This is a genomic window from Enterococcus sp. DIV1726a, from assembly GCF_051710985.1.
GTDB lineage: Bacteria > Bacillota > Bacilli > Lactobacillales > Enterococcaceae > Enterococcus_B > Enterococcus_B hirae.
This window is the reverse complement of record NZ_JBIOLS010000001.1, coordinates 2,000,943-2,023,530: the sequence shown is the minus strand read 5'-3', so window position 1 is coordinate 2,023,530 and position 22,588 is coordinate 2,000,943. Positions and strand designations below refer to the sequence as shown.

Genomic DNA, 22,588 nt, shown 5'->3' with positions numbered 1-22,588 from the left:
CTTGGACAAATTTTAGCTTTTTATTCCGTATAATGAAATGGAATCTCTATCAGAAGAGAAAATCTAAATTGTAAGGAGAAGTTATAAATGTCAGATATTTATTTTGTGAAACTGCTTCCTGATGTTTACGATGAGTTAAAAACTTCAAAGTACAAAGAAATAACATTAGAAAATTTAAATAGGACATATCTTGCATTGGAAAGAAATAGGAGAAATTGGTATATTCCTATTAAATCTTTTACAGAGAAAATTTTTACAGAGTTTGTATATCCATTGCCAGTAATGGAAGAGAAGTACAAGAACAATCGTCGCTGTACTCCAGGTTTTGTTTTTAATCATTCCTTGTATCTTGATTCTTCACTGGTAATAGTAACTAAGGATCCGGGAATGGAATTATATCGTCCGTTTATAGAAGAAAATAAAGAAAAGATCATAGAAAAATTTTATTATTTTGTAAGTATGGCACATCATATTAATGAACGTGGTAATAAGTTGGTTAACTCAATTGACTTATTTCCAGAAGGAGTTGAATATATACTAAATCTTAGGTTTAATGAGGGAATAGACGATAAAAGTATACAAAGCTTGAATAAACGGGGGGATAGGGAAGGGATTGAAACGTATCGAAAAAAACAACTTTCAACTTTTCTAGAAGAGGATAATTTTATTAAGTTTTTATCTGTTACAGCGCATCTTCCTTGGCAACACTCAAAAATAACCCAAAACCTGATCGCCCAAAAACCAGATGTCCAATTAGCTCTCGAGGCTCGGGAATGGAAGAAGCTAGAAAAAAAATTAAAACTGGGTCCAGACGCACTTTATAGAGACCATACAGAAGTACGTTTCGACAAAGAAACAAAAAGTAAACTAACAGCCTCTTTTCTAGTACAGGTTTTCGATGTTAGTGAATTAGCGGAAAAGCAAGAAATACCCAGACCAGCATACTATGTAGGGAATCAAACAGTTGATTCATTTCTCTACCAAATTTTGTTCCAAAGTATTAACCAATTTAAAAGTATGCCAATCGAGATTCAATCAGGGATGAATGATAAACAAACATTGAGTAACTTTATGCGTTCAGCCATACATAAGACAAGAGGGACTAGTACCGATTATCCAGACCAATTAGAATATTTTAAATCAGAAGCGATTGGTTATATCTTAGCAAAACATATAGGTTTACATACGGAGAGTTATTCTTTTGAATATCTTTCTACTTTGAAAAAAAGTGAATTGTCTGACAGTAAAATCGATGCTATTTTAGTTAGCATTAGTAGGAAAGTAAGTCAAATATATGGACGGTTTAGAGACAATTTTAACGATATTTTGAAAAAAAGCATGGAAAATGATACAGTCATCCAATTTCAAAACAATCAATCTATTGAGTTATTAGATCCTGTCAACAAATGGAGAAAAAGACGTGAAGCTTCAAATGAACGTAATCAAAAAAGGGTTGACAGCATACGTTTGGAAGAAGAGAAACAAAAACAGCATGACCCACAAGTATGGATAGAAGTACAAACGAACAGTAGCGAAAGAACCAATTGGAATAAAGATGAAAGTAAAATGCAAAGTCCTGAAGAGCCAAATAGAGAAAACAATAGCGATTATTGTAGGGAAATCGAAAGTAAGCAAGTGATGACTGTCAAAGAAGGGGATAACCAGCAATCAGGTGACTTTAAAGGAAAAGACAAAGATGATGTAAGCCTACCTTTAGAAAAAGCTGATCCCTCGATGAATATCGATGGAAATGACCAACAGTCAGATAACCTAAAGAAATCAAGTGAAACGAACCCGCTGTGGTTTGAAATTGGGGTATGGGAACCAGTCATACATGAAAAAGAAAAAAGCAAACCTGCTACCAATGATCTAAATAGTTTTAACCCTAGCACCTTTAAAAACTTGACTGCTCCTAAATTCAAAGAAGGAACCAGCCTATATTTAGAAAAAGCTGAACCCTCGATGAATATCAATGGAAATGACCAACAGTCAGATAACCTAAAGAAATCAAGTGAAACGAACCCGCTGTGGTTTGAAATTGGGGTATGGGAACCAGTCATACATGAAAAAGAAAAAAGCAAACCTGCTGCCAATGATCTAAATAGTTTTAACTCTAGCACATTTAAAAGCTTGACTGCTCCTAAATTCAAAGAAGGAACCAGCCTATATTTAGAAAAAGCTGAGCCCTCAATGAATATCAATGGAAATGACCAACAGTCAGATAACCTAAAGAAATCAAGTGAAACGAACCCGCTGTGGTTTGAAATTGGGGTATGGGAACCAGTCACATATGAAAAAGAAAAAAGCAAACCTGCTACCAATGATCTAAATCAGTCTAAATATTCACCGACTACAGATAAAAATACTCATCAACAGCAAACAGTGGATCAAAAAAGGAATAAAGCAATGAACTTAGTCAAACAGCAAGAAAAAAAGCGTATGGGCGCTACTGAAAAATTAACAAGATAAAAACAGTCGCCATAATTGGCGACTGTTTTTGTAGGTCCTTTGTCAAATAATGTTGGTACGTTTCATCAATATTATTTGACAAAGTCTGAGTTATTCTTTTTCTTTATCATTTTCTTTTTTTGCTGGATGCGCTCGAGCAAAGGATGAAGCAGTTCCCCAATAGTTTTTATAGTTTTCATCCGTTCCACCGACACCAAACTTGAATGTTGATTTTTTTGGACCATTTTTTGCCCAAAGCGATTCAACTGTCTGACTTGGCGTTTCGATGGTTTTCTTATCAACAGTAACTTTACCAGGAAGTTGTCCTGTAAAGGATGCTACTTTTTTCTTGGAGACATCAGAAGATAATTCAAATTTATCCTTTGTCCCGAACATCGCTGGATTTGCTTGGTATACTTGATTAATGAGATTGGCTAAATAGCTAGAAGAACGTAATCGGGCTCTTGAGTCCATTCCAGTGTTGTCATCGTGACCTGCCCAACTACTGATCGTAATAGATGGCGTTGAAACAATCAGCCAAGAATCACGGTAGTCATTTGTTGAACCTGTTTTGCCGATCCAATCCGCTTGTCCCAGTTCATGATTTAAAGCAGTAATATCATCTTTAAAAGGTGTCGTGATTTTCGCAGTGATTACACTACGCATCATATCATTCATAATTGATGCTGTAGCTTCAGAATACACTCTTACAGGTTTTTCCTCATGTTTGTAGATGACGTTTCCCGAGTTATCAGTAATTGAATCAATCAAATAACCTTCTTGATAGACCCCGCCATTAGCCAAAGCTTGGAAGCCATTGGTTTGTTCCAAAGTCGTTACATCAACGGTTCCCAACGGCGCAGACTCAACACCCCAATTATCGTTGGTTGGATAATTCATTTTTGCCAAGTAATTTTCATAAGCATATTGTTTAGAACCACCATTTTCTAAAACATCCTGATATAAATGATAGGCAGGGATATTGTTAGACCATTCCAAAGACTCTCGAATCGTTTGGAAGGTATTAGAACCTTCATTCGTTGCATTGACGATTTTTTCTCCTGCGTTACTTCCTTCTTGCCAGGTAGTTGCGTAATCAGAAACGCGTGATTCTGATCCTACAAGCCCCATATCGATGGCTGGACCATACACGAGTACTGGTTTAATCGAAGACCCAGCTTGTCTTTGGGTGTCAAAAGCATGATTATTTTGGTTTTGTAGATAATTTCTACCACCAACAAAACCATAGATACGACCAGTTTTATTATCCATCAAGACATTTCCTGTCTCAACTTGTGTGGCTTTGCCATCGTCTAATAGATGTCCATAACTTTTTGCTGCTTCTTGCATTGCCGCATAAACATTTTTATCGATCGTTGAATGGATCGTATAACCTTTGTTTTGGATCGTTTGTTGTGCTTTTTGATAGTAGGCATCATAGACTGAACTATCAGATAAATCTGCATCATCTTTTTCAGCTAATTGTTTAGTGATGATCTCTGTGGCTTCACCCATAACGGTATAATATAGAAACTCACGATCACTTTGTTCAGCAATCTGTTGTGGTAAGAAATCTTTCGTGAGATCATAAGCTTTCGCTTCTTCATATTGTTGTTTTGTGATTTTATTTTCACGATACATGCTGAATAGAACCACATCTTTTCGATTCAATCCTGCTGAAAGGTCTTCTTTTAAACTCCCAGTATTTGTATAAGGACTATAAGTGATCGGACTTTGTGGCAAACCTGCGATAAAGGCAGCTTGTGGTAAGTTGACATCTTTGGCATTAACACCAAAGATTCCTTTCGCTGCTTCTTGTACACCAGCGATATTTTGTCCTTTATTGTTTCGACCAAATGGAGAAACATTTAGATACATAGAAATAATTTCATTTTTGGAAAAGTGTTTCTCGACTTGTGCTGCTAATAAAATTTCATTTGCTTTTCGCTTGAATGTTGTTTCATCAGTTAAGATTTGTTGTTTGACTAACTGTTGAGTCAACGTGGAACCACCGGAAGAACCGATACCAGTTGCTTCAGAAAATAAAGCACGCAAAACAGCTTTTGGTACATAGCCGTTATGTCGCTCAAAATACTCATCTTCAGTACTAATGATTGCAGTTTTCAATAAAGGCGAAATTTGATCTGAAGGAACGGCTGTCCGCATTAAATCAGTTTGGATCTTTGATATTTCAGAATTGTCAGCATAAACAAGTTTAGATGTTTCTGTAATGTTGCCAAGCTCTGATTGCAGGGTTGCTTTGGATGGTATTTCAGTATCTTCAACAAGATAGGCAAAATAACCAGCTCCGATACCAACACCAAGGGCTGCCAGTAGCAGAAGAAGGACGACGATAAAAGTAGTCAATGATTGGAAGACACCAAAAGCGATGTTTAATCCCAACCATTTTTGCTTTTTCCTTCGATGTTGCTTTTTCCGAGTATCTTTACGTGGCAAAAGGGTTCACCTCAACTAATAGTTTTATTTCGCTAATTATAGCAAATAATGGAACAAAAAAACAGATATGGTGATTTTTATAAGGATTATTTCAACTTTCTTTTTCTGAATGATAGTGTGAACGAGAAACTTAAAGCATTAGACCGTTTTCGAGTCGTAAACTTTTCTTTCCCTATATGTTCAGTTAAAATAGAAAAAGATTAGCTTATTTAGAGTGATTATCAATGAATGGAATATGGCTTGATAAGGATTTCGATCATTGATTCACTTTTCATGGAGAGGAAGAATTTTATGTTATTAGGGTCACACGTAAGCATGAGTGGGAAAAAAATGCTATTAGGGGCAGCAGAAGAAGCTGCAAGTTACGGTGCTTCAACCTTTATGATTTATACTGGAGCACCGCAAAATACTAGACGTAAAGCAATTGAAGACATGAATATCGAAGCGGGGAAAGCGTATATGAAGGAACATGGATTATCTGATATAGTGGTTCATGCACCTTATATTATTAATTTGGGAAATACGATTAAACCGGAGATGTTTCCTTTTGCGGTTCAATTTTTAAGAGAAGAGATCGTCCGAGCGGAGGCTTTAGGAGCAACACAGATCACTTTGCATCCAGGTGCCCATGTCGGTGCAGGTGCCGCAGCTGGTATCGCCAAAATCATTGAAGGATTGAATGAAGTTTTGACGAAAGAACAGACTGCACAAATTGCTTTAGAGACAATGGCTGGTAAAGGGACGGAAGTCGGTCGGACATTTGAAGAATTAGCGCAGATCATTGATGGCGTGACTTTGAATGAAAAACTGTCTGTGACATTTGATACTTGTCATACGAACGATGCAGGCTATGACGTGTGTCATGATTTTTCAGGTGTAATGACAGAATTTGATAAAGTAATCGGCTTGGATCGATTGAAAGTGTTACACATCAATGACTCGAAGAATCCTCAAGGGTCACATAAGGATCGTCATGCTAATATTGGTTTCGGGACGATCGGTTTTGATGCACTGAAAGAAATCGTACATGAACCGATGTTTTCAGATATTGCCAAAATCTTAGAAACCCCTTATGTAGGGAAAGAGAAAAAAACGGCCTATGCACCATATGGAAAAGAAATTGCTATGTTAAAAGAAAAACACTTTGATCCAGAAGCTTTCCCAGAATTATTAGCAGCAGTGAATGAATAAACAAATGAAACCTTAAAGTTTTGATTGTAGGATTTGTGCAAAACCTACTGATATTAGTAGAAAAAAACGTGATTTATCTCTTCACGAAGACATTTCAACAAATGGACATCAAAGCTGTTGAATGTAGTTATACGAATTAAAATAAGCCGAAGAATTTCCCTGAGTAACTATTTCGGGATTCTTTGGCTTATTTTTTAAAGTTGGACACTTAAGGAACAACTTTTTTATCATCTAATCTTTTTATTAGTTATTTTCTTGGACGGTTAGTTGTTGCAAACGTTCTGCGTATCTTTTGTTCCCTTTATACAAGTCGACGATCGTCCAACACAATAAGGCTAAGACAGCAAAGATAATCAAGTAGGCCACATTGTCTGCCCACATCAATTCATTGGTAGTTGCTTGATCACCAAAGAAACTTTCGATTTGTCCAGGCAACCCTCGTAAATTCAAGAATGTCAGACTGATTACGGAGATCCAGCCTAAAGATTTAACGAATAGATTATTTTTAAATTGTTTCCCCATCTCTACTTCACTATTTGTCATCATCAATAATGGAATCATTGAAAAAGGAAGCGCAAATGCAAGGAATACTTGAGATTCGTTCATCAAATGATTCAAAGCAGTATGTTCTTCGATCGTTCCTTTCGTGCTGGTAAAGAGGACACAGAGTAAAACAGGGATGACAGACAAGAGACGTGTGACCAAACGACGTAACCAAATCGGCATACGCATGTGGATAAAGCCTTCCATGATCACTTGTCCTGTCAGTGTTCCAGTAATCGTAGAATTTTGTCCAGAAGCTAAAAGGGCAACAGCAAATAATGTAGATAAAATGCCAGATTTTGCTACAGTGGTCAATACATCATTGCTCATAACAGAAGGATTAGACAATGCTTCGTAAAGCCCAAAAAATGATGGGTCTTGCACAGAACCATTTTTAAATACTGCAACGCCCATGATCAAAAGTAAAGCATTGACTAAAAAAGCCATAGTTAATTGAATATTAGAATCCCAAGTTGTAAAACGAACAGCTCGAGCGATATCGGTTGGGTCTTTCCGATCGATTTCTCTCGTTTGTGAGACTGCAGAATGGAGATACAAATTATGAGGCATGACAGTTGCGCCAATGATTCCTAATGCACCTGTCAATGGTGTTTCACCACCAATCATCGGTGAATCAGCAAACGTTTTGCTATTAGGAACAAAGCCAGCAAATAAATGTTTCCAGTCGGGATTTGACAAAGCCACTTGGTAGACAAAAACGAATAAAATGACAAAGATCAAACAAACGACGATCGCTTCAATTTTACGAAAGCCAATCTTAGTTAACATCAATAAAACAAAAACATCAAAAACAGTAATAAATACAGCAATTACTAATGGAATATCAAAAAGTAAATAAAGGGCAATGGCGGCCCCAATTACTTCTGCAATATCGGTTGCCATGATTGCCAATTCAGTTAACACCCACAAAATCACACCAAGTGTTTTACTTGTACGGGCTCGGATGGCTTGGGCTAAATCCATTTGACTAACGATGCCTAGTTTTGCTGCCATATATTGCAAGAGCATAGCGACTAAGCTGGATAAAAGAATGACTGACATCAGTAAATATTGAAAGTTTTGACCTCCTGTAATAGAAGTCGACCAGTTTCCTGGATCCATATAACCTACCGCAACGAGTGCGCCAGGACCTGAATAAGCTAATAATGTTTTAAAAAAACTTTTCCCTTTAGGAACTTTGACTGTTCCGTTCACTTCAGCTAAAGATAAGCCGTTGGTGTGTTCAATCAATTTTTGTTTATGGAATTGATTACTCAAAAAAATCACCTCTCATTTTCTTCACGACACCATTCTACACCTGCATCAAAAAAATTGAAAGCAATTTATTCGGTTTGCCTAAAAAAAATATATGGTTAAGCTTCTATTTGGCGAAGTTATAGGAAAGCAGTAAAATAAACTTTTTAGCCAAAACTAAAGAAAACGCCTTTCTTTTTTGGGAAAACTTTAGTAAAATAAGTCATTGAGAGCAATTCGGAAATAGAAAGGAGAGATTTATATGGTAAAAACAGGAATAGTCGTACTTATCGCAGTTATTGCTTTATTAATCGGCGCAATCGGTGGATTCTTTTTTGCGCGTAAATATATGAAAGATTATTTAGAAAAAAATCCTCCCGTTAATGAGGACATGTTACGATCAATGATGATGTCAATGGGGCAAAAACCATCTGAAAAGAAAATTCGTCAGATGATGCAACAAATGAAAAACCAAGGGAAAAAATAGGGTTTTCATTGGACAAATCATAGCGGGCTGATTGATTTCAGCTCGCTTTTTTTGTTAGATGGATTTATGGAAGCGATTAAAAACAAGGTTGTGTAGTTAGTGAGAAAAATGAGTGACACTGACTAAATTTTTAAGAGAAAAAGAGGTTGATGGGAGTTAAAAAGGAGGAAAAATATGTCTATTTTTAGGAAGTTGGGTTGGTTTTTTAAACAAGAAAAGAAGCACTATGTGATCGGCGTTTTTTCTTTATTATGTGTTGCCTTGGTTCAGTTAGTTCCGCCTAAAGTAATCGGGATCATCATCGATGAGATTGCAGATAAGAATCTCTCCATGCGATTTATCGTCTTTTGGATCGCTGTATTAATCGGATCTGCCATTTTACAGTATCTCTTTCGTTTCATTTGGCGGGTGAATATTTGGGGAAGTGCAGCGAGGTTAGAGAAGGAATTACGTCAGCGTTTGTTTATCCATTTCACTCGTATGGATAGTATGTTTTATCAAAAATATCGTACAGGTGATTTAATGGCACATGCGACCAATGATTTAAATGCGATTCAAAATGTGGCAGGAGCAGGCATCTTGACATTTGCTGATTCGGTCATTACCGGTGGAACCACAATCATTGCCATGATCCTTTTCATTGACTGGCGCTTGACTTTACTTGCTCTGATCCCTTTGCCGCTATTAGCTGTTACTTCAAGGATATTAGGATCAAAACTACATGATGCTTTTCGAGAATCACAAGAAGCTTTTTCCAGTATCAACGACAAAACGCAAGAAAGTATTACTGGGATTAAAGTAATCAAAACTTTTGGGCAAGAGCAGGAAGATCTGGCAGATTTTCAAGAAAAAATCGAACAGGCAATCACCAAGAATAAACGTGTCAACTTTTTAGATGCTTTGTTTGATCCGTTTATCACGCTGATCATTGGGTTATCTTATGTTTTAACGATCATCTTGGGTGGTAAATATGTGCTAGATGGCACGATCACGATTGGACAAATGGTTTCCTTCATCAGTTACATTGGAATGTTGGTTTGGCCGATGTTTGCTATTGGTCGGTTGTTCAATGTTCTGGAAAGAGGAAATGCTTCTTATGACCGAGTGAATGAACTCTTGCATGAGAAGACCCATATCGTCGAACAACTTGGTGCAGTGAAGACACCCGCAAAAGGAGAATTAAATGTAGAGATCGCGCAATTCCATTATCCCAAAGAAGAATTACCCGCCTTGGAACAAATCAAGTTTGCAATTAAAGAAGGGGATACATTAGGAATTGTTGGTAAAACTGGTGCTGGAAAAACCACGATCATGAAGTTGCTGATGCGTGAATATGATGACTATCAAGGACAAATCAAATTTGGTGGTCGTTCGATCAAAGAATATTCCTTAGATGCTCTTTTACATTCTATTGGCTATGTACCACAAGATCATTTTTTGTTTTCAATGACGATTCGTGAGAATATCCGTTTTTCTGATCCTAAGTTATCTAACGAAGAAGTGGAAGCTGCTGCGTCGTTAGCATCAATCAACCAAGAGATCAAAGAATTACCGAAGGGGTATGAAACATTAGTTGGTGAGCGGGGTGTTTCCTTATCTGGTGGACAAAAACAGCGGATCTCGATTGCCAGAGCATTGATCCAAAATCCAGAGTTATTGATCCTTGACGATGCGTTGTCGGCAGTGGATGCTAAAACAGAAGAAAGAATTTTGCGGAATTTAAAAGAAATTCGTCAAAGTAAAACCACGATCATTGCCGCTCATCGACTAAGCAGTGTTATGCATGCTGATGAAATCATCGTCATTGACAAAGGACAGATCGTTGAACGTGGCCGTCACGCCGAGCTATTGGCTTTAGGTGGTTGGTACAAACAAATGTGGGAAAAACAACAGTTAGAAGCCAAAATTGAAAGGGGAGAAAATGATGGAAGATAACTATCAATCCGAATGGTCAAAATCCATTCCATTGCGAGAGCAAAAGCAAATCATTAAACGCTTGTTGCATTTTGCTAAAGCCTTTAAAGCGACTTTCATCATTGCCATCCTGTTTGCTTTGGGATTGTCAGTAATCAATGTCCTATTACCTCGAATCATTCAAACCTTTATGGATGAATATTTAGCCAAACAATCTGCTACGACACAAGTGATTTTATTTTTTGCAGGCTTGTATTTATTTGGGGTCATCGTCAAAAGTATCATCTGGTTTTTCCAATGGTATTTGTATTCCAATGCTTCGCTTAAAACCTATCAATATATCCGTATAAAATTATTTGAAAAATTGCATACATTGGGAATGAGATATTTTGACCAGACACCAGCCGGCTCGACTGTCTCAAGAGTCACGAATGACACCGAAACGCTTTTTGAATTTTGGTATGTTTTTCTGATGGTATTGACAGGCATTTTCGCAGTAGTTTCCTCCTTTATTGCAATGTTTCAAATCAACGGACGCATTGCTTTATGGCTGTTGCTTTTTTTACCTGTTCTAGGAGTCGTGATCTGGTATTATCAAAAATTTAGTTCTCGGATTTATCGTAATATGCGCGAAAAGTTAAGTCAGTTGAATACTAAATTAAATGAATCCATTTCAGGGATGCGGATCATCCAGCAATTCCGGCAGGAAAAACGGTTAGCAAACGAATTTGAAGCGGTCAATACGGATTATCTCAATACACGATACGCTATGATCAAAACCAATTCGCTGTTATTGAGCCCGATTATCAGCTTTTTATATGCATTAGCCATTGCTTGGGCACTGACACTTTTTGGTTTAGATGCCTTAAAATCACCAGTGGAAGTTGGGCTGATCTATGCTTTCACCACATATGTCCAAGGGTTCTTCAATCCGATGTCTCAAATGATGGATTTCTTAAGTATATTCACTGACGGGATCGTCGCTGGTAGCAGAATCTTAAAAATCATGGACACAGAAGAATACGCACCACAGCAACATGAAGGAGCAAACAAAACCATCACTGAAGGGAAAATCGAATTTCGTAATGTCAGCTTTTCCTATGATGGGAAAAATAAGGTGTTGAACAACATTTCTTTTGTTGCCAATCCTGGTGAAACTGTCGCATTAGTCGGTCATACTGGCAGTGGGAAAAGTTCGATCATTAATGTCTTGATGCGTTTTTATGAATTTTATGAAGGGCAGATTTTAATTGACGGGTGTGATATTCGGGAATATCCGATTGCTGAACTTCGTAAAAAAATGGGGTTAGTTCTCCAAGATGCTTTTCTATTCTATGGGGATATTGCAGGAAATATACGTATGATGGATCCAGCGATCACAGATGAACAGATACGTGCAGCGGCAGAATTTGTCCAAGCAGATCGCTTTATTAATGAATTACCAAATGGGTATCATTCAAAAGTGATTGAGCGAGGCGCAAGTTATTCTAGTGGACAACGACAATTGATCACATTCGCACGAACCATTGTTACTGATCCTAAAATCTTGGTTTTAGATGAAGCAACTGCCAATATTGATACCGAGACAGAAGGGTTGATCCAAGAAGGATTAGCAAAGATGCGTCAAGGAAGAACCACTATTGCGATTGCGCACCGCTTATCAACGATCAAAGATGCAGAACTCATTCTTGTCTTGGATAAAGGAAAAATCGTTGAACAAGGAACCCACCAGGAGTTGCTAGTAAAAGAAGGACTGTATGCTGATATGTATAAACTTCAAAGTGAATAGTTGTTCCAAATAGAAGTAATCAGACAGAGAAAAAGAGGAAATCATCTTCTTTTTCTCTGTTTTTTTAATAAAGAAAATTTTATTGAGTATCAGAAGTAGAGTACCTTGAACAATAGCGTTTGAAATAAACAAAACAGATATAAAATAACTATTTAGCGACCAATTATTTCTTTTTTTAGAAAAATTGGGACGATTCGCAAAAGTAAATTAGCATAGAATGATAGAAATTAGAATTTTTATTATTCTAAAATAATTTTAGCTAGGGGTTGTGACCGATGAAAGAGGAAAACTTAGTCAATTTACTTAATGTACTGGAGATAAACCATGGGAAAAACAAAGGAGTATATGAAAAGTTACAAAAAAATCCTGAAAGCTTTGATATTGCTAGTTCGATACATGTGTTAACAAATGTACTTTTTCATACGTCTAATGTTGATCAAGATACGAGAGAAAAAACGTTAACAGTTTGTACGGTAAGCTTTTCACCCGAAGATAAGGCCTATATCTATAAACATGTCATTAATCATTCTATGGAACAATGGGAAAAAGTACCGCAAACAAAAGAAAGTGTCATGCAAAAATTTGCTGAATATTATGAGATTGCAACATATTGTGAAACACAAAAGTCGTATACTTTAATCAAGGCTAAGGAAAAGTTATTGGGTAATATACAAATAGGGACAGTAAAAGAAGAGACAGAAAAAGATATCGACGAATTAATCCAACTACATGTAAAAGTCATTGAAGAACATAGTAAGGTTAACAATCCTAGCACTTCCTTTAAAGAGGCAAACTCATTATTGCTAACAAGTCAACCACATATTGGTAACAATATAAATCAAATCGTTACTACTCTCGAAAAACTAGCTATTTCTCAAGTAACACATCATGAAGTAAAAGTTTATTTAACGAAACAATTGATAGATAGACAAAAAGAAGTACCTGACAAGCAGGTATTTGTTGATGACATAATCAAAATCACTCGTGCTAAAAGACGGGATACAAACCATGAAACGATGGAACAACAGTATGGAACGTTACATGAATTAGTCCAGCAGATCGAATTTAAGGATGAGGAAAAAAATCGTTTGTATAAAAAATTTATTAAACTCCAAGCAAAAGATCATTTGCCGATAGCAGAAAGACTAACAGCAAATGATGTTGTGGGTTATTTAATCGATACATATAATCAACTTTCGTTGTCTGAAAAAGACAAACAAGTATTAGTAAATGATGAAAAAAAATAGAATAAAACAACCTTTATCGAAGGAAGAATCCTATCAAGTTGACCAGAAAATCGACATTTTTTTGATGGTTAGTGAGAAAAAGCTACAGCAGAAGGCGAACATTGCGAATTTTTTTAAAGAATCTCACTCATTAAATGAAAAACAACGCATCGATTTTTTGACGCACTTATTTAATGATACGAAAGCATTTACGCAAGAACAAAAACAACAAATAGTGACAACTATATTTCCGGAGTTAGATGAACTGAAGCACTCAGAAGTTATCCATCAAATAGACAAAAAAATGTATTTTATGACAACAATTGCTCGTTCCCGTACTACTGATGAAAGTCCAGAAAAAAATACCTCTAACGTGCTCAAAGTGCTCCAAGATAAATTTTTATTGAAACAATCTGACAGCCCTTCAACGATTCATATAATGACTTATTTCAGTGTCGTTTGGCATGAATTATCACTTCCAAATAGTGAAAAAAAAGCAATTCTGTTACATGAAAAAGATCAATTAGTGCAATCATTGAGTGAAGAGAATCAACATAAAATAAATGATCAGCTAGAGGTATTTATGGAGATCAGTGAGAACTATCCTAATGAGGGAAAGATAATTAGCGATATCTTAAAAGAGCCTGACCGTTTACACAAAACAAGCGCAATCAATTACTTAGCGGATAAATTTCATCAGTTTCCAGAACTTAATGAAAAACAAAAAGCCGTTTTGGTAGGTTTAATGGCTGACAAAATTGGTTCTCCAACTCTATCCGTAGAAGAACTTAAAAAAACAGTGATTGCCAAAATGAAACACCTCTCACTAACTGAATCAAAACAGTTAGCAAGATTTGATCAGAAAAGAGCAAGTGGGCTAGAAGGCGCTGATAAGCAATTACCAGTTAACTCCAATAAAACTGCTAAAAGCCACGAAACACAACATGAAATTTAAGCAAATAAAACCTAAAAAATATCCATGTTGTCATGGTAAATTTTTTAGGTTTTTCTTTTTGGACACGACTAACTTAACAAGCTAGATGGTGAAAAGAGAAAATGCATAAGAAGCTGAAAAGTGTGAGATAATTTATTCCTTAATTGCAGGAGGCTCTTCCATAATAGAGGAGCTGATTGGGCGATCGTCTACTTTTTGTCCGATTTTGATTAAATGGTTGAGGTTTTTTTGATATTCCTCTGCAAAGATACAGCTGTATAGTACGTCTAGTAAGTAACAAATTGAAGTATTGATCGTAAAATTACTGATTTTGGAATACAATCGTTCTCTGGTAGTGATACGAAGGATTGCTGAGCTGAAAGTAGAAAGAGTGGAATCACCAATACTCGTCAATGTTAAAATCGGCACATTGATTTCTTGCAAAATCTTGGCTGTTCGTAACATCATTTTATTTTCGCCGGTATAAGAAATTAAGATGGCACAAGTATCAGGCGTACAGTTGTAGGCTTCATAGTAGGATTCGCCTGAAGTCGTCACGATCGTTACGTCTCGTTTGATTCGCTTCATTTTCAACATAAAAGCCTGCGAGATCAAAGTATTCGAATTACTAGAAAAAAGGACGATTTTTTTTGCTTTCAATAAAAGCTGTTTTGCTCGTTGTAAGTCATCGTGGTGAAGCAATGAGAGTGTGTCTTCAATCGTCATTCGTTCCAGTGCAGCGACTTTGTTCGCAATAGACATGATTCCATCGTTTTCTAGAAAGGGGAGGTTGGCATCAACTTCTTGAAAATTTCCTTCCAAATACTCGTTTTCCGCCAAAAAAGCTTCCTTAAAGTGGACCCAACCGTTGAACCCAGCCTTTTTGGCAATCCGAATCAACGTAGAAGGATGGACATAACATGCCTTCGCAATTTGTTGGATTGTTGCTTCTTTGAGTTGATGTTCATGGCTTTGAATAAAATGGATCACTTCTGTTTCTGCGGGAGAAAAAGCAATTTTTTTTAGTTTTTCTTTTAATAGCATGACGATCCTCTTTTACATGTTTTTAATTTTTTGTGTAAAAATATTGTAAGCGCTATTTATTGATTCGTCAATCGTTCGTTGTTCTTATACAAGATTTTTACAAAATAATCGGCTATATAATGAATTTTTGTAAATGGAAATGCAAAAGAATAAAGTTAACTTGTTGTTTTCGTTTACAAAAAACATAATATAGTTGTAAAAACAAAAAAGGAGGAAGCTCATGGAACGAAAAGTGAAGATTGCAACAATTGGTGGCGGAAGTAGCTATACCCCTGAATTGATGGAAGGGTTTATTAAACGATATGAAGAATTACCGATTAAAGAAATCTGGTTAGTGGATGTAGCAGAGGGTCAAGAAAAACTAAGAATCGTCAGTGAAATGTCTCAACGAATGTGGGATGCTTCGCCTTATGATGTTAAGATCTATGCGACGTTGGATCGAGAAGAAGCACTGCGGGATGCTGATTTTGTAACAACTCAGTTTCGGGTAGGTCAATTAGATGCCAGAGTGAAAGATGAACGAATCCCTGCATATTATGGCATGCTTGGACAAGAAACCAATGGAGCTGGCGGGATGTTCAAAGCGTTTCGTACCATTCCGGTCATTCTTTCAATCGTAGAAGATATGAAAAGACTATGTCCCGATGCTTGGCTGATCAATTTTGCCAATCCTAGTGGAATGGTTACAGAAGCTGTCGTTCGCTACGGGAAATGGGAAAAGGTAATTGGGCTTTGTAATGTACCAGTTATGGCAATGATGACAGAGCCAGAAATGCTGGGAGAAACCAAAGAAGACTTGATTTATAAATTTGCTGGACTCAATCACTTTCATTGGCATAAAGTAGCAGATTCACATGGAAACGATCGAACGAATGTGCTAATCGACCGACTTTATGCTGAAAATAATGGCTTACCAAAAAATATATTCGATGTGCCGTTTTTCAAGGAACAATTACAACAAATGCAAATGATTCCTTGTGGCTACCATCGCTATTATTATCGTGAAGAAGAAATGTTGAACCATGCTTTAGAAGAATATCAAACAATTGGTACAAGAGCAGAACAAGTTAAAAAAACGGAAGCAGAATTATTTGAGTTGTATCAGGACCCAGAACTAGACCATAAACCAGAACAGTTACAACAACGTGGGGGTGCTTATTATTCAGATGCTGCCTGTGAAACGATCGCTTCGATCTATGCCAATAAAGAAACCCAAATCGTTGTTTCAACAAAAAATGACGGCGCTGTTCCTGATCTGCCTGCTGATTGTGTCGTGGAGGTCACAGCGTATGTCGGGGCACAAGGGGCACGCAACGTTGCTTTCGGTTCTTTGCCACCAGCTGAACGTGGCTGGCTTCAAGTCATGAAAAATATGGAATTATTGACGATCGAAGCGGCAGTGACGGGTAATTATGGCACAGCGCTTCAAGCATTTACGATCAATCCCTTAGTACGGTCGGGTGAAACAGCGAAACGGATCATGGATGAATTGTTTGTTGCTCACGAAGCGTATTTGCCACAATTTAAGGAAACGATCCACCGCTTAAAAGAAGAGGGGATCGAAGTACAAGATGAAATAGCAAACAACCTGACAAAAACTTATCAAAAACAATAATGGAGGAAGTAGGATGGCATTTAGAAAAGACTTTTTATGGGGTGGCGCAACGGCTGCCAATCAATGTGAAGGAGGCTACGCTGAAGGTGGACGTGGTTTAGCTAATGTTGATGTTGTTCCGATCGGTAAAGATCGTTTTTCAGTGATTACTGGGAAACAAAAAATGTTTGACTTTGATGAGGAACATTTTTATCCAGCAAAAACAGCCATTGATATGTACCATCGTTACAAAGAGGATATTGCACTTTTTGCGGAAATGGGATTTAAAACCTATCGCTTATCCATTGGGTGGAGTCGTATTTTTCCAAAAGGTGATGAAAAGGAACCAAATGAAGAAGGGTTGAAGTTCTATGAAGATGTCTTTAAAGAATGTCAAAAATATGGAATCGAACCGTTAGTGACGATTACTCATTTTGATTGTCCGATGCATTTGGTCAAAGAATATGGTGCTTGGCGTTCTCGAAAGTTGATAGAGTTTTATGAAAGACTTTGCCATGTCATTTTTAATCGTTACAAAGGACTAGTGAAATACTGGTTGACCTTCAACGAAATCAATATGATTTTACATGCTCCATTTATGGGCGCTGGATTGTATTTTGAAGAAGGGGACGATGTGGAACAAATCAAATACCAGGCAGCCCATCATGAACTAGTTGCTAGTGCAATCGCTACAAAGATCGCTCATGAAGTGGATCCAGAAAATAAAGTTGGCTGTATGTTAGCAGCTGGCGCAAATTATCCTTACACTTGTAAACCTGAAGATGTCTGGGCGTCAAGAAAGGCGGACCGGGAAAACTATTTCTTTATTGATGTCCAGTCAAGGGGAAGCTATCCCGCCTATGCCTTAAAAGAAATGGCACGTAATGGAATCAAAATCGAGATGGAACCAACTGACTTAGAAATATTAAAAGAACATACCGTTGATTTTATTTCATTCTCCTATTACTCTTCCCGGGTAGCTACTACTGATCCAAAAGTATTAGAGCAAACGGCCGGTAATATTTTTGAATCGGCTAAAAATCCTTATCTTTCAGCCAGTGAATGGGGCTGGCAAATTGATCCATTGGGGTTACGTATCACGATGAATGATCTTTATGATCGTTACCAAAAGCCATTGTTCATCGTCGAAAATGGGTTAGGTGCGATTGATACACCAGATGAAAATGGCTATGTAGAAGACGACTATCGGATCGATTATTTAGCACAACATATTCAAGCAATGAAAGATGCGGTTGAGCTCGATGGTGTGGATCTCCTGGGCTACACGACTTGGGGCTGTATCGATCTTGTCTCTGCTGGGACAGGCGAAATGAAGAAACGCTATGGGTTCATCTACGTTGACCGTGACAATGAAGGAAATGGAACATTGGAACGGACGAAAAAGAAATCGTTCAATTGGTATAAAAAAGTCATTGCAACAAATGGAGAAGATTTAAGTAACGAATAGTGAATTAAATAAAAGTCTATTGTTTTTAAACTAATTTTTCGAGTATAATAAATCTATTCGAGGAAAGAGTAAGCAGAACAATAGACTTTTTTTTCTATAGGCTGTAAAGTAAGCTTACTTGATTTTTATAATGGAGGAATGTACATATGTATGATGTTATCGTGATTGGTGCTGGACCTGCTGGAATGACTGCTGCGTTATATGCGTCACGTTCAAATCTTTCAGTTGCTATGATTGAACAAGGCGCACCGGGTGGACAAATGAATAACACCGCTGAAGTTGAAAATTACCCTGGATTTGATTCCATCATGGGACCTGACCTTGCATATAAAATGTATGAAGGTGTCACTAAATTTGGAACAGAAAATGTCTATGGAATTGTGCAAGACATCAAAGACCATGGAAATTACAAAGAAGTGATCTGTGAAGATCAATCTTATAAAGCCAAAACAGTGATTATCGCAACGGGTTGTATCCATCGTAAGTTAGGTGTTCCTGGAGAAGAAGAATACGCTGGACGAGGTGTTTCCTATTGTGCCGTATGTGACGGTGCTTTTTTCCGAAACAAACGCTTAGTCGTGATCGGCGGTGGCGATTCTGCGGTAGAAGAAGCCATCTACCTAACGCAATTTGCTTCTGAAGTCGTGATCGTTCATCGAAGAGACGAATTACGTGCGCAAAAAATCATCCAAGATCGCGCATTCGCTAACGAAAAGATTTCATTTGTCTGGGACACTGTCACAGATGAAATCGTTGGTAATGACATGGTGGTCACTGGGGTTAAAGCGCATAATGTGAAAACGAATGAAACCGTTGATTTAGCAGCAGATGGCGTGTTTATTTATGTGGGATTAGATCCATTGACTGAACCATTTAAAAAAGCTGGTTTAACTAATGCAGCTGGTTGGATTCCAACAGATCAAGACATGCGTACGACTATGCCTGGTGTGTTCGCTATTGGGGATGTTCGTGAAAAAGATTTACGACAAATCACGACAGCAGTCGGCGATGGCGGCATTGCTGGTCAACAAGTTTATAAATATTTAGAAGCATTAGAAGAAACAACACAAGCGTAAAGTGATCAAAAGAGGTCGTTAGAAGGGCTGTTTGAATATTATTCATTTTTATACTACTAAAGAGCTGAGGACAAACATTGTCCTCAGCTTTTTTGTGGACAGAATTTATTCATGGAAAGAGGAATTGTTTTTTTACGATCGCTTGTTACTGGCACTTCAATCATTAAGAGAGAACTATTTTTTTTGAAAACAGGATTTTTTGCCATCCGAGTGAAATTAACACGTGATACAATGAACAGGCATTTTGATGGAAATAGGGAAAGAAGAAGGACAAGGAAAAAAGAGTACTCGGTGATGCAATGACTAGGGGAACAGAAAACTACATAAAAAGCTAGTCACTGCCAAACAAAGAGAAGAGACACATATTCACAGTATAGAAATGAAGCGGGATTCACGTAACTGATTCTACAAAAAAATTACTTTTAGAAATAAATGATAAGGAGGGGATAATGTGACAAAAGATATTATTTTGATTTATGGTTTATCTGAATATCAAAATTTACATTTGCAAAAGTTAATAACAGAAGGAGAGGTAGTATGGGAATTGGGCGGTAGTCCGTTTTCAATTAGTACATACAATAACACACTCATAGATATACTAAAAGATCAATATGAACTAAAAGTTAAATTTGGGGGAAGAAATACGATTTGGGAATCAAAAGAAACTTTTTATGAATTTTCAAAATCATGGATTAATTGGATTGATAAAAGAAATAAATGGCCATTGTGGAACGATTACTTCAATTGTACTCAGACAAATAAAAAAAACGAATTAAGCAATATTTATGAAAAAGCCTTTCAAGATGAATTTGAAAATTGTACTTCAAGGCATATACGTAGAGGATGCAAAATTGGCTTGAATAGTGCAAAACTAAATCCAAATTTAAAGATCCATTTTTGTTTAGATGGGTTAAATATGAGTGAGGTTTTATCTAAAGACAATTGCAACGGCAAAAAGAAAACATCAACTGAGCTTCGCTACGTTTATCGCAATTGGAAGAAATTGAGCGAGAAAGTTATTTTTATGAAAGAAGGACAGAGGGTAAAAGCGCCTTGGGAACAGGAACCAGAAGTTTGGCAAGCATATCAGCCGAAGAGTTGGAATAATCTTGGAACTTTGCAAAAGAAAGAAGAGCAAACAAATAAAAAAAGAAAATTATTTGATATTCTAAAAAATAAAAAAACTCAACCAGATAATCGTAACGGTTCAGTGCAATTTCAAAAACAAGAAAAATCTTGTTTAATATTGTAAAAACAGTAGGATTAATTTTGATCTTGGTGAAAGAAAAGAAGATCCTATATGCGCTTATTTTTTCTTCTGACTTTTCTATCTAAAAAGAGAATGCTATACTGAAAGAGGTAGATATTTTAGAAAGAGGTGTTCGCTTCATGTCTTGGGAACAAGTATACCAACAATGGGCCAATGAAGAAAATTTAGAAGAAAATTTAAAAAAACAATTAACTGATCTTAGTCAGGACCCTGAAAAGCTGGAAGATGCTTTTTATGCTCCTTTAGAATTTGGAACAGCAGGAATGCGGGGAATTTTAGGTCCTGGGATCAATCGAATGAATATTTATACGGTCAGACAAGCAACAGAAGGGCTGGCACGTTTTATGGATACACAAGGAGAAGAAACAAAACGTCGCGGCGTAGCGATTGCTTATGATTCACGCCATCAATCGCCTGAATTTGCGATGGAAGCAGCGAAGACTTTGGCACAACACGATATTCCTTCTTTTGTCTTTGAGAGTCTACGTCCAACACCTGAGCTTTCTTTCGCTGTTCGTCATTTGAATACGTTTGCGGGAATCATGGTGACAGCTTCTCATAACCCAGCAGCTTACAATGGCTATAAAGTTTATGGAGAAGATGGCGGACAAATGCCACCCGCTGATGCGGATGCATTGACAAAATATGTACGTGAAGTAAGTAATCCTTTAAAAGTCGCTGTTTTAGCTGATGACGAAGTAGAAACTAGTGGATTGATTACGATCATTGGTGAAGAAGTCGATAAAGCATATTTGGAAGAAATCAAAGCAGTCACGATTGATCAAGAATTAGTCCAAACAATGGGGAAAGACTTAAAATTGGTGTTTACACCCCTTCATGGTACAGGAAAAATGCTAGGAGAAAGAGCATTACAACAAGCTGGTTTCGAACAATTTATGCTTGTACCTGAACAAGCTGTAGCTGATCCTGACTTTACAACGGTTCAATCACCAAACCCTGAAGAACATTCAGCATTTGAGTATGCGATTCGTTTAGGTGAAAAAGAAGGCGCTGATTTATTGATTGCAACTGATCCTGATGCGGATCGCTTAGGAGCAGCAGTTCGCCAACCTGATGGCTCTTATAAAGTTTTGACCGGTAATCAAATCGGTGCGTTAATGATTCAATATATTTTAGAAGCACATCAATCACGAGGGACTTTACCTGAAAATGCAGCCGTACTTAAGTCAATCGTATCAAGTGAACTTCCTGCAGCCATCGCTGAAAGCTATGGCGCTACGATGATCAATGTCTTAACAGGCTTTAAATTTATTGCAGAAAAAATCCATCAATTTGAAAAAGATCATTCTCATACATTTATGTTTGGTTTTGAAGAAAGCTATGGTTACTTGGTCAAACCATTTGTACGTGATAAAGATGCAATCCAAGCACTCTTATTGTTAGCCGAAGTGGCTGCTTTTTATAAAAAACAAGGGAAGACACTTTATGACGGCTTACAAATGATTTTTGAAAAATATGGTTATTTTGCTGAAAAAACAATCTCAGTCACGATGAGTGGTCAAGAAGGTTCAGCCAAAATCGCTGCTTTGATGAAGAAATTCCGTGACCATGCCCCATCAGAATTTGCTGGAGCAAAAGTTCTTCAAACAGAAGATTTCAAAGAATTAACGAAAACAGATTCAGCTGGACGAGTGGAAAAATTAACGACACCTCCATCTGACGTATTAAAATATGTATTAGAAGAACATGGTTGGGTAGCGATCCGTCCTTCAGGAACAGAGCCAAAAATCAAATTCTATATCGGTGTAAAAGGCAATTCCGCACAAGAGGCACAAGAAAAGATCGATACCTATGAAGCAATCATCAAATCAATGACAGAAGAATAAAATAATTGAGACTGATGGAAAAAGTGGTAAACTTTAGAAGTCAGTC

Annotated in this window: 15 protein-coding genes; 12 read left to right on the top strand and 3 right to left on the bottom strand. The window is 37.1% G+C overall.

Features of this window, described 5'->3' with window-relative positions:
- The first annotated feature begins 87 nt into the window (after positions 1–87).
- A complete protein-coding gene (locus tag IGJ27_RS09120; protein WP_178305794.1) occupies positions 88–2,469 on the top strand; it encodes a hypothetical protein in 2,382 nt (793 codons plus the stop codon).
- 90 nt (positions 2,470–2,559) lie between these two features.
- Here the strand turns inward: IGJ27_RS09120 and IGJ27_RS09115 are convergent, their stop codons facing one another.
- Positions 2,560–4,905, bottom strand: a complete 2,346-nt coding sequence (locus IGJ27_RS09115) for a transglycosylase domain-containing protein (RefSeq protein ID WP_096708856.1) — start codon at positions 4,903–4,905, stop codon at positions 2,560–2,562.
- Between the two features lie 291 nt (positions 4,906–5,196).
- Between IGJ27_RS09115 and IGJ27_RS09110 the strand changes: the two genes are divergently transcribed.
- On the top strand, positions 5,197–6,096 hold the full coding sequence (locus tag IGJ27_RS09110) for a deoxyribonuclease IV (RefSeq protein WP_081128037.1): 900 nt from the start codon (positions 5,197–5,199) through the stop codon (positions 6,094–6,096).
- Positions 6,097–6,339: 243 nt separating this feature from the next.
- Here the strand turns inward: IGJ27_RS09110 and IGJ27_RS09105 are convergent, their stop codons facing one another.
- The gene (locus IGJ27_RS09105) at positions 6,340–7,917 is read right to left on the bottom strand and encodes an Nramp family divalent metal transporter (protein WP_010718543.1); all 1,578 of its coding nucleotides are present in this window, start codon (positions 7,915–7,917) and stop codon (positions 6,340–6,342) included.
- A gap of 238 nt (positions 7,918–8,155) precedes the next feature.
- Here IGJ27_RS09105 and IGJ27_RS09100 point away from each other — a divergent pair, with 238 nt between their 5' ends.
- The 5 genes from IGJ27_RS09100 to IGJ27_RS09080 all read left to right on the top strand — a co-directional run bounded on the left by IGJ27_RS09100 (position 8,156) and on the right by IGJ27_RS09080 (position 14,264).
- Positions 8,156–8,380, top strand: a complete 225-nt coding sequence (locus IGJ27_RS09100) for a YneF family protein (protein WP_010718542.1) — start codon at positions 8,156–8,158, stop codon at positions 8,378–8,380.
- A 174-nt stretch (positions 8,381–8,554) separates the two neighbouring features.
- Complete coding sequence (locus tag IGJ27_RS09095) at positions 8,555–10,315, top strand: ABC transporter ATP-binding protein (protein WP_034700948.1); 1,761 nt, start codon at positions 8,555–8,557, stop codon at positions 10,313–10,315.
- The gene (locus IGJ27_RS09090; RefSeq protein ID WP_178305795.1) at positions 10,305–12,083 is read left to right on the top strand and encodes an ABC transporter ATP-binding protein; all 1,779 of its coding nucleotides are present in this window, start codon (positions 10,305–10,307) and stop codon (positions 12,081–12,083) included. The genes IGJ27_RS09095 and IGJ27_RS09090 overlap by 11 nt, the downstream gene beginning before the upstream one ends.
- 275 nt (positions 12,084–12,358) lie before the next feature.
- Positions 12,359–13,330 carry a hypothetical protein gene (locus IGJ27_RS09085; protein ID WP_178305796.1) on the top strand — a complete coding sequence of 324 codons (972 nt, stop codon included), beginning with the start codon at positions 12,359–12,361 and terminating at the stop codon, positions 13,328–13,330.
- Positions 13,314–14,264, top strand: a complete 951-nt coding sequence (locus IGJ27_RS09080) for a hypothetical protein (protein WP_178305797.1) — start codon at positions 13,314–13,316, stop codon at positions 14,262–14,264. Before IGJ27_RS09085 ends, IGJ27_RS09080 begins: the two co-directional genes overlap by 17 nt.
- A gap of 132 nt (positions 14,265–14,396) precedes the next feature.
- Here the strand turns inward: IGJ27_RS09080 and IGJ27_RS09075 are convergent, their stop codons facing one another.
- Entirely contained in the window at positions 14,397–15,287 is an 891-nt protein-coding gene (locus IGJ27_RS09075) for a MurR/RpiR family transcriptional regulator (RefSeq protein ID WP_010737959.1), read from the bottom strand.
- A gap of 220 nt (positions 15,288–15,507) precedes the next feature.
- On the opposite strand from IGJ27_RS09075, the gene IGJ27_RS09070 reads away from it, so the two are divergent.
- The 5 genes from IGJ27_RS09070 to IGJ27_RS09050 all read left to right on the top strand — a co-directional run bounded on the left by IGJ27_RS09070 (position 15,508) and on the right by IGJ27_RS09050 (position 22,542).
- Entirely contained in the window at positions 15,508–16,902 is a 1,395-nt protein-coding gene (locus IGJ27_RS09070) for a 6-phospho-beta-glucosidase (protein WP_178305798.1), read from the top strand.
- Positions 16,903–16,915: 13 nt separating this feature from the next.
- Positions 16,916–18,349 carry a 6-phospho-beta-glucosidase gene (locus IGJ27_RS09065; protein WP_010718537.1) on the top strand — a complete coding sequence of 478 codons (1,434 nt, stop codon included), beginning with the start codon at positions 16,916–16,918 and terminating at the stop codon, positions 18,347–18,349.
- 146 nt (positions 18,350–18,495) lie between these two features.
- The gene (gene trxB, locus IGJ27_RS09060; RefSeq protein WP_178305799.1) at positions 18,496–19,425 is read left to right on the top strand and encodes a thioredoxin-disulfide reductase; all 930 of its coding nucleotides are present in this window, start codon (positions 18,496–18,498) and stop codon (positions 19,423–19,425) included.
- Between the two features lie 451 nt (positions 19,426–19,876).
- Positions 19,877–20,677, top strand: a complete 801-nt coding sequence (locus IGJ27_RS09055; protein WP_178305800.1) for a hypothetical protein — start codon at positions 19,877–19,879, stop codon at positions 20,675–20,677.
- 137 nt (positions 20,678–20,814) lie between these two features.
- Positions 20,815–22,542, top strand: coding sequence for a phospho-sugar mutase (locus IGJ27_RS09050; protein ID WP_010737954.1), 1,728 nt, complete (start codon positions 20,815–20,817; stop codon positions 22,540–22,542).
- Positions 22,543–22,588: the final 46 nt, after the last annotated feature.

Coding starts and splice junctions, on each gene's coding strand:
- IGJ27_RS09090 (WP_178305795.1), top strand. CDS start 10,305: ATGGAAGATAACTATCAATCCGAATGGTCAAAATCCATTCCATTGCGA.
- IGJ27_RS09065 (WP_010718537.1), top strand. CDS start 16,916: ATGGCATTTAGAAAAGACTTTTTATGGGGTGGCGCAACGGCTGCCAAT.
- IGJ27_RS09100 (WP_010718542.1), top strand. CDS start 8,156: ATGGTAAAAACAGGAATAGTCGTACTTATCGCAGTTATTGCTTTATTA.
- IGJ27_RS09070 (WP_178305798.1), top strand. CDS start 15,508: ATGGAACGAAAAGTGAAGATTGCAACAATTGGTGGCGGAAGTAGCTAT.
- IGJ27_RS09110 (WP_081128037.1), top strand. CDS start 5,197: ATGTTATTAGGGTCACACGTAAGCATGAGTGGGAAAAAAATGCTATTA.
- IGJ27_RS09050 (WP_010737954.1), top strand. CDS start 20,815: ATGTCTTGGGAACAAGTATACCAACAATGGGCCAATGAAGAAAATTTA.
- trxB (WP_178305799.1), top strand. CDS start 18,496: ATGTATGATGTTATCGTGATTGGTGCTGGACCTGCTGGAATGACTGCT.
- IGJ27_RS09120 (WP_178305794.1), top strand. CDS start 88: ATGTCAGATATTTATTTTGTGAAACTGCTTCCTGATGTTTACGATGAG.
- IGJ27_RS09085 (WP_178305796.1), top strand. CDS start 12,359: ATGAAAGAGGAAAACTTAGTCAATTTACTTAATGTACTGGAGATAAAC.
- IGJ27_RS09075 (WP_010737959.1), bottom strand. CDS start 15,287: ATGCTATTAAAAGAAAAACTAAAAAAAATTGCTTTTTCTCCCGCAGAA.
- IGJ27_RS09080 (WP_178305797.1), top strand. CDS start 13,314: ATGATGAAAAAAAATAGAATAAAACAACCTTTATCGAAGGAAGAATCC.
- IGJ27_RS09095 (WP_034700948.1), top strand. CDS start 8,555: ATGTCTATTTTTAGGAAGTTGGGTTGGTTTTTTAAACAAGAAAAGAAG.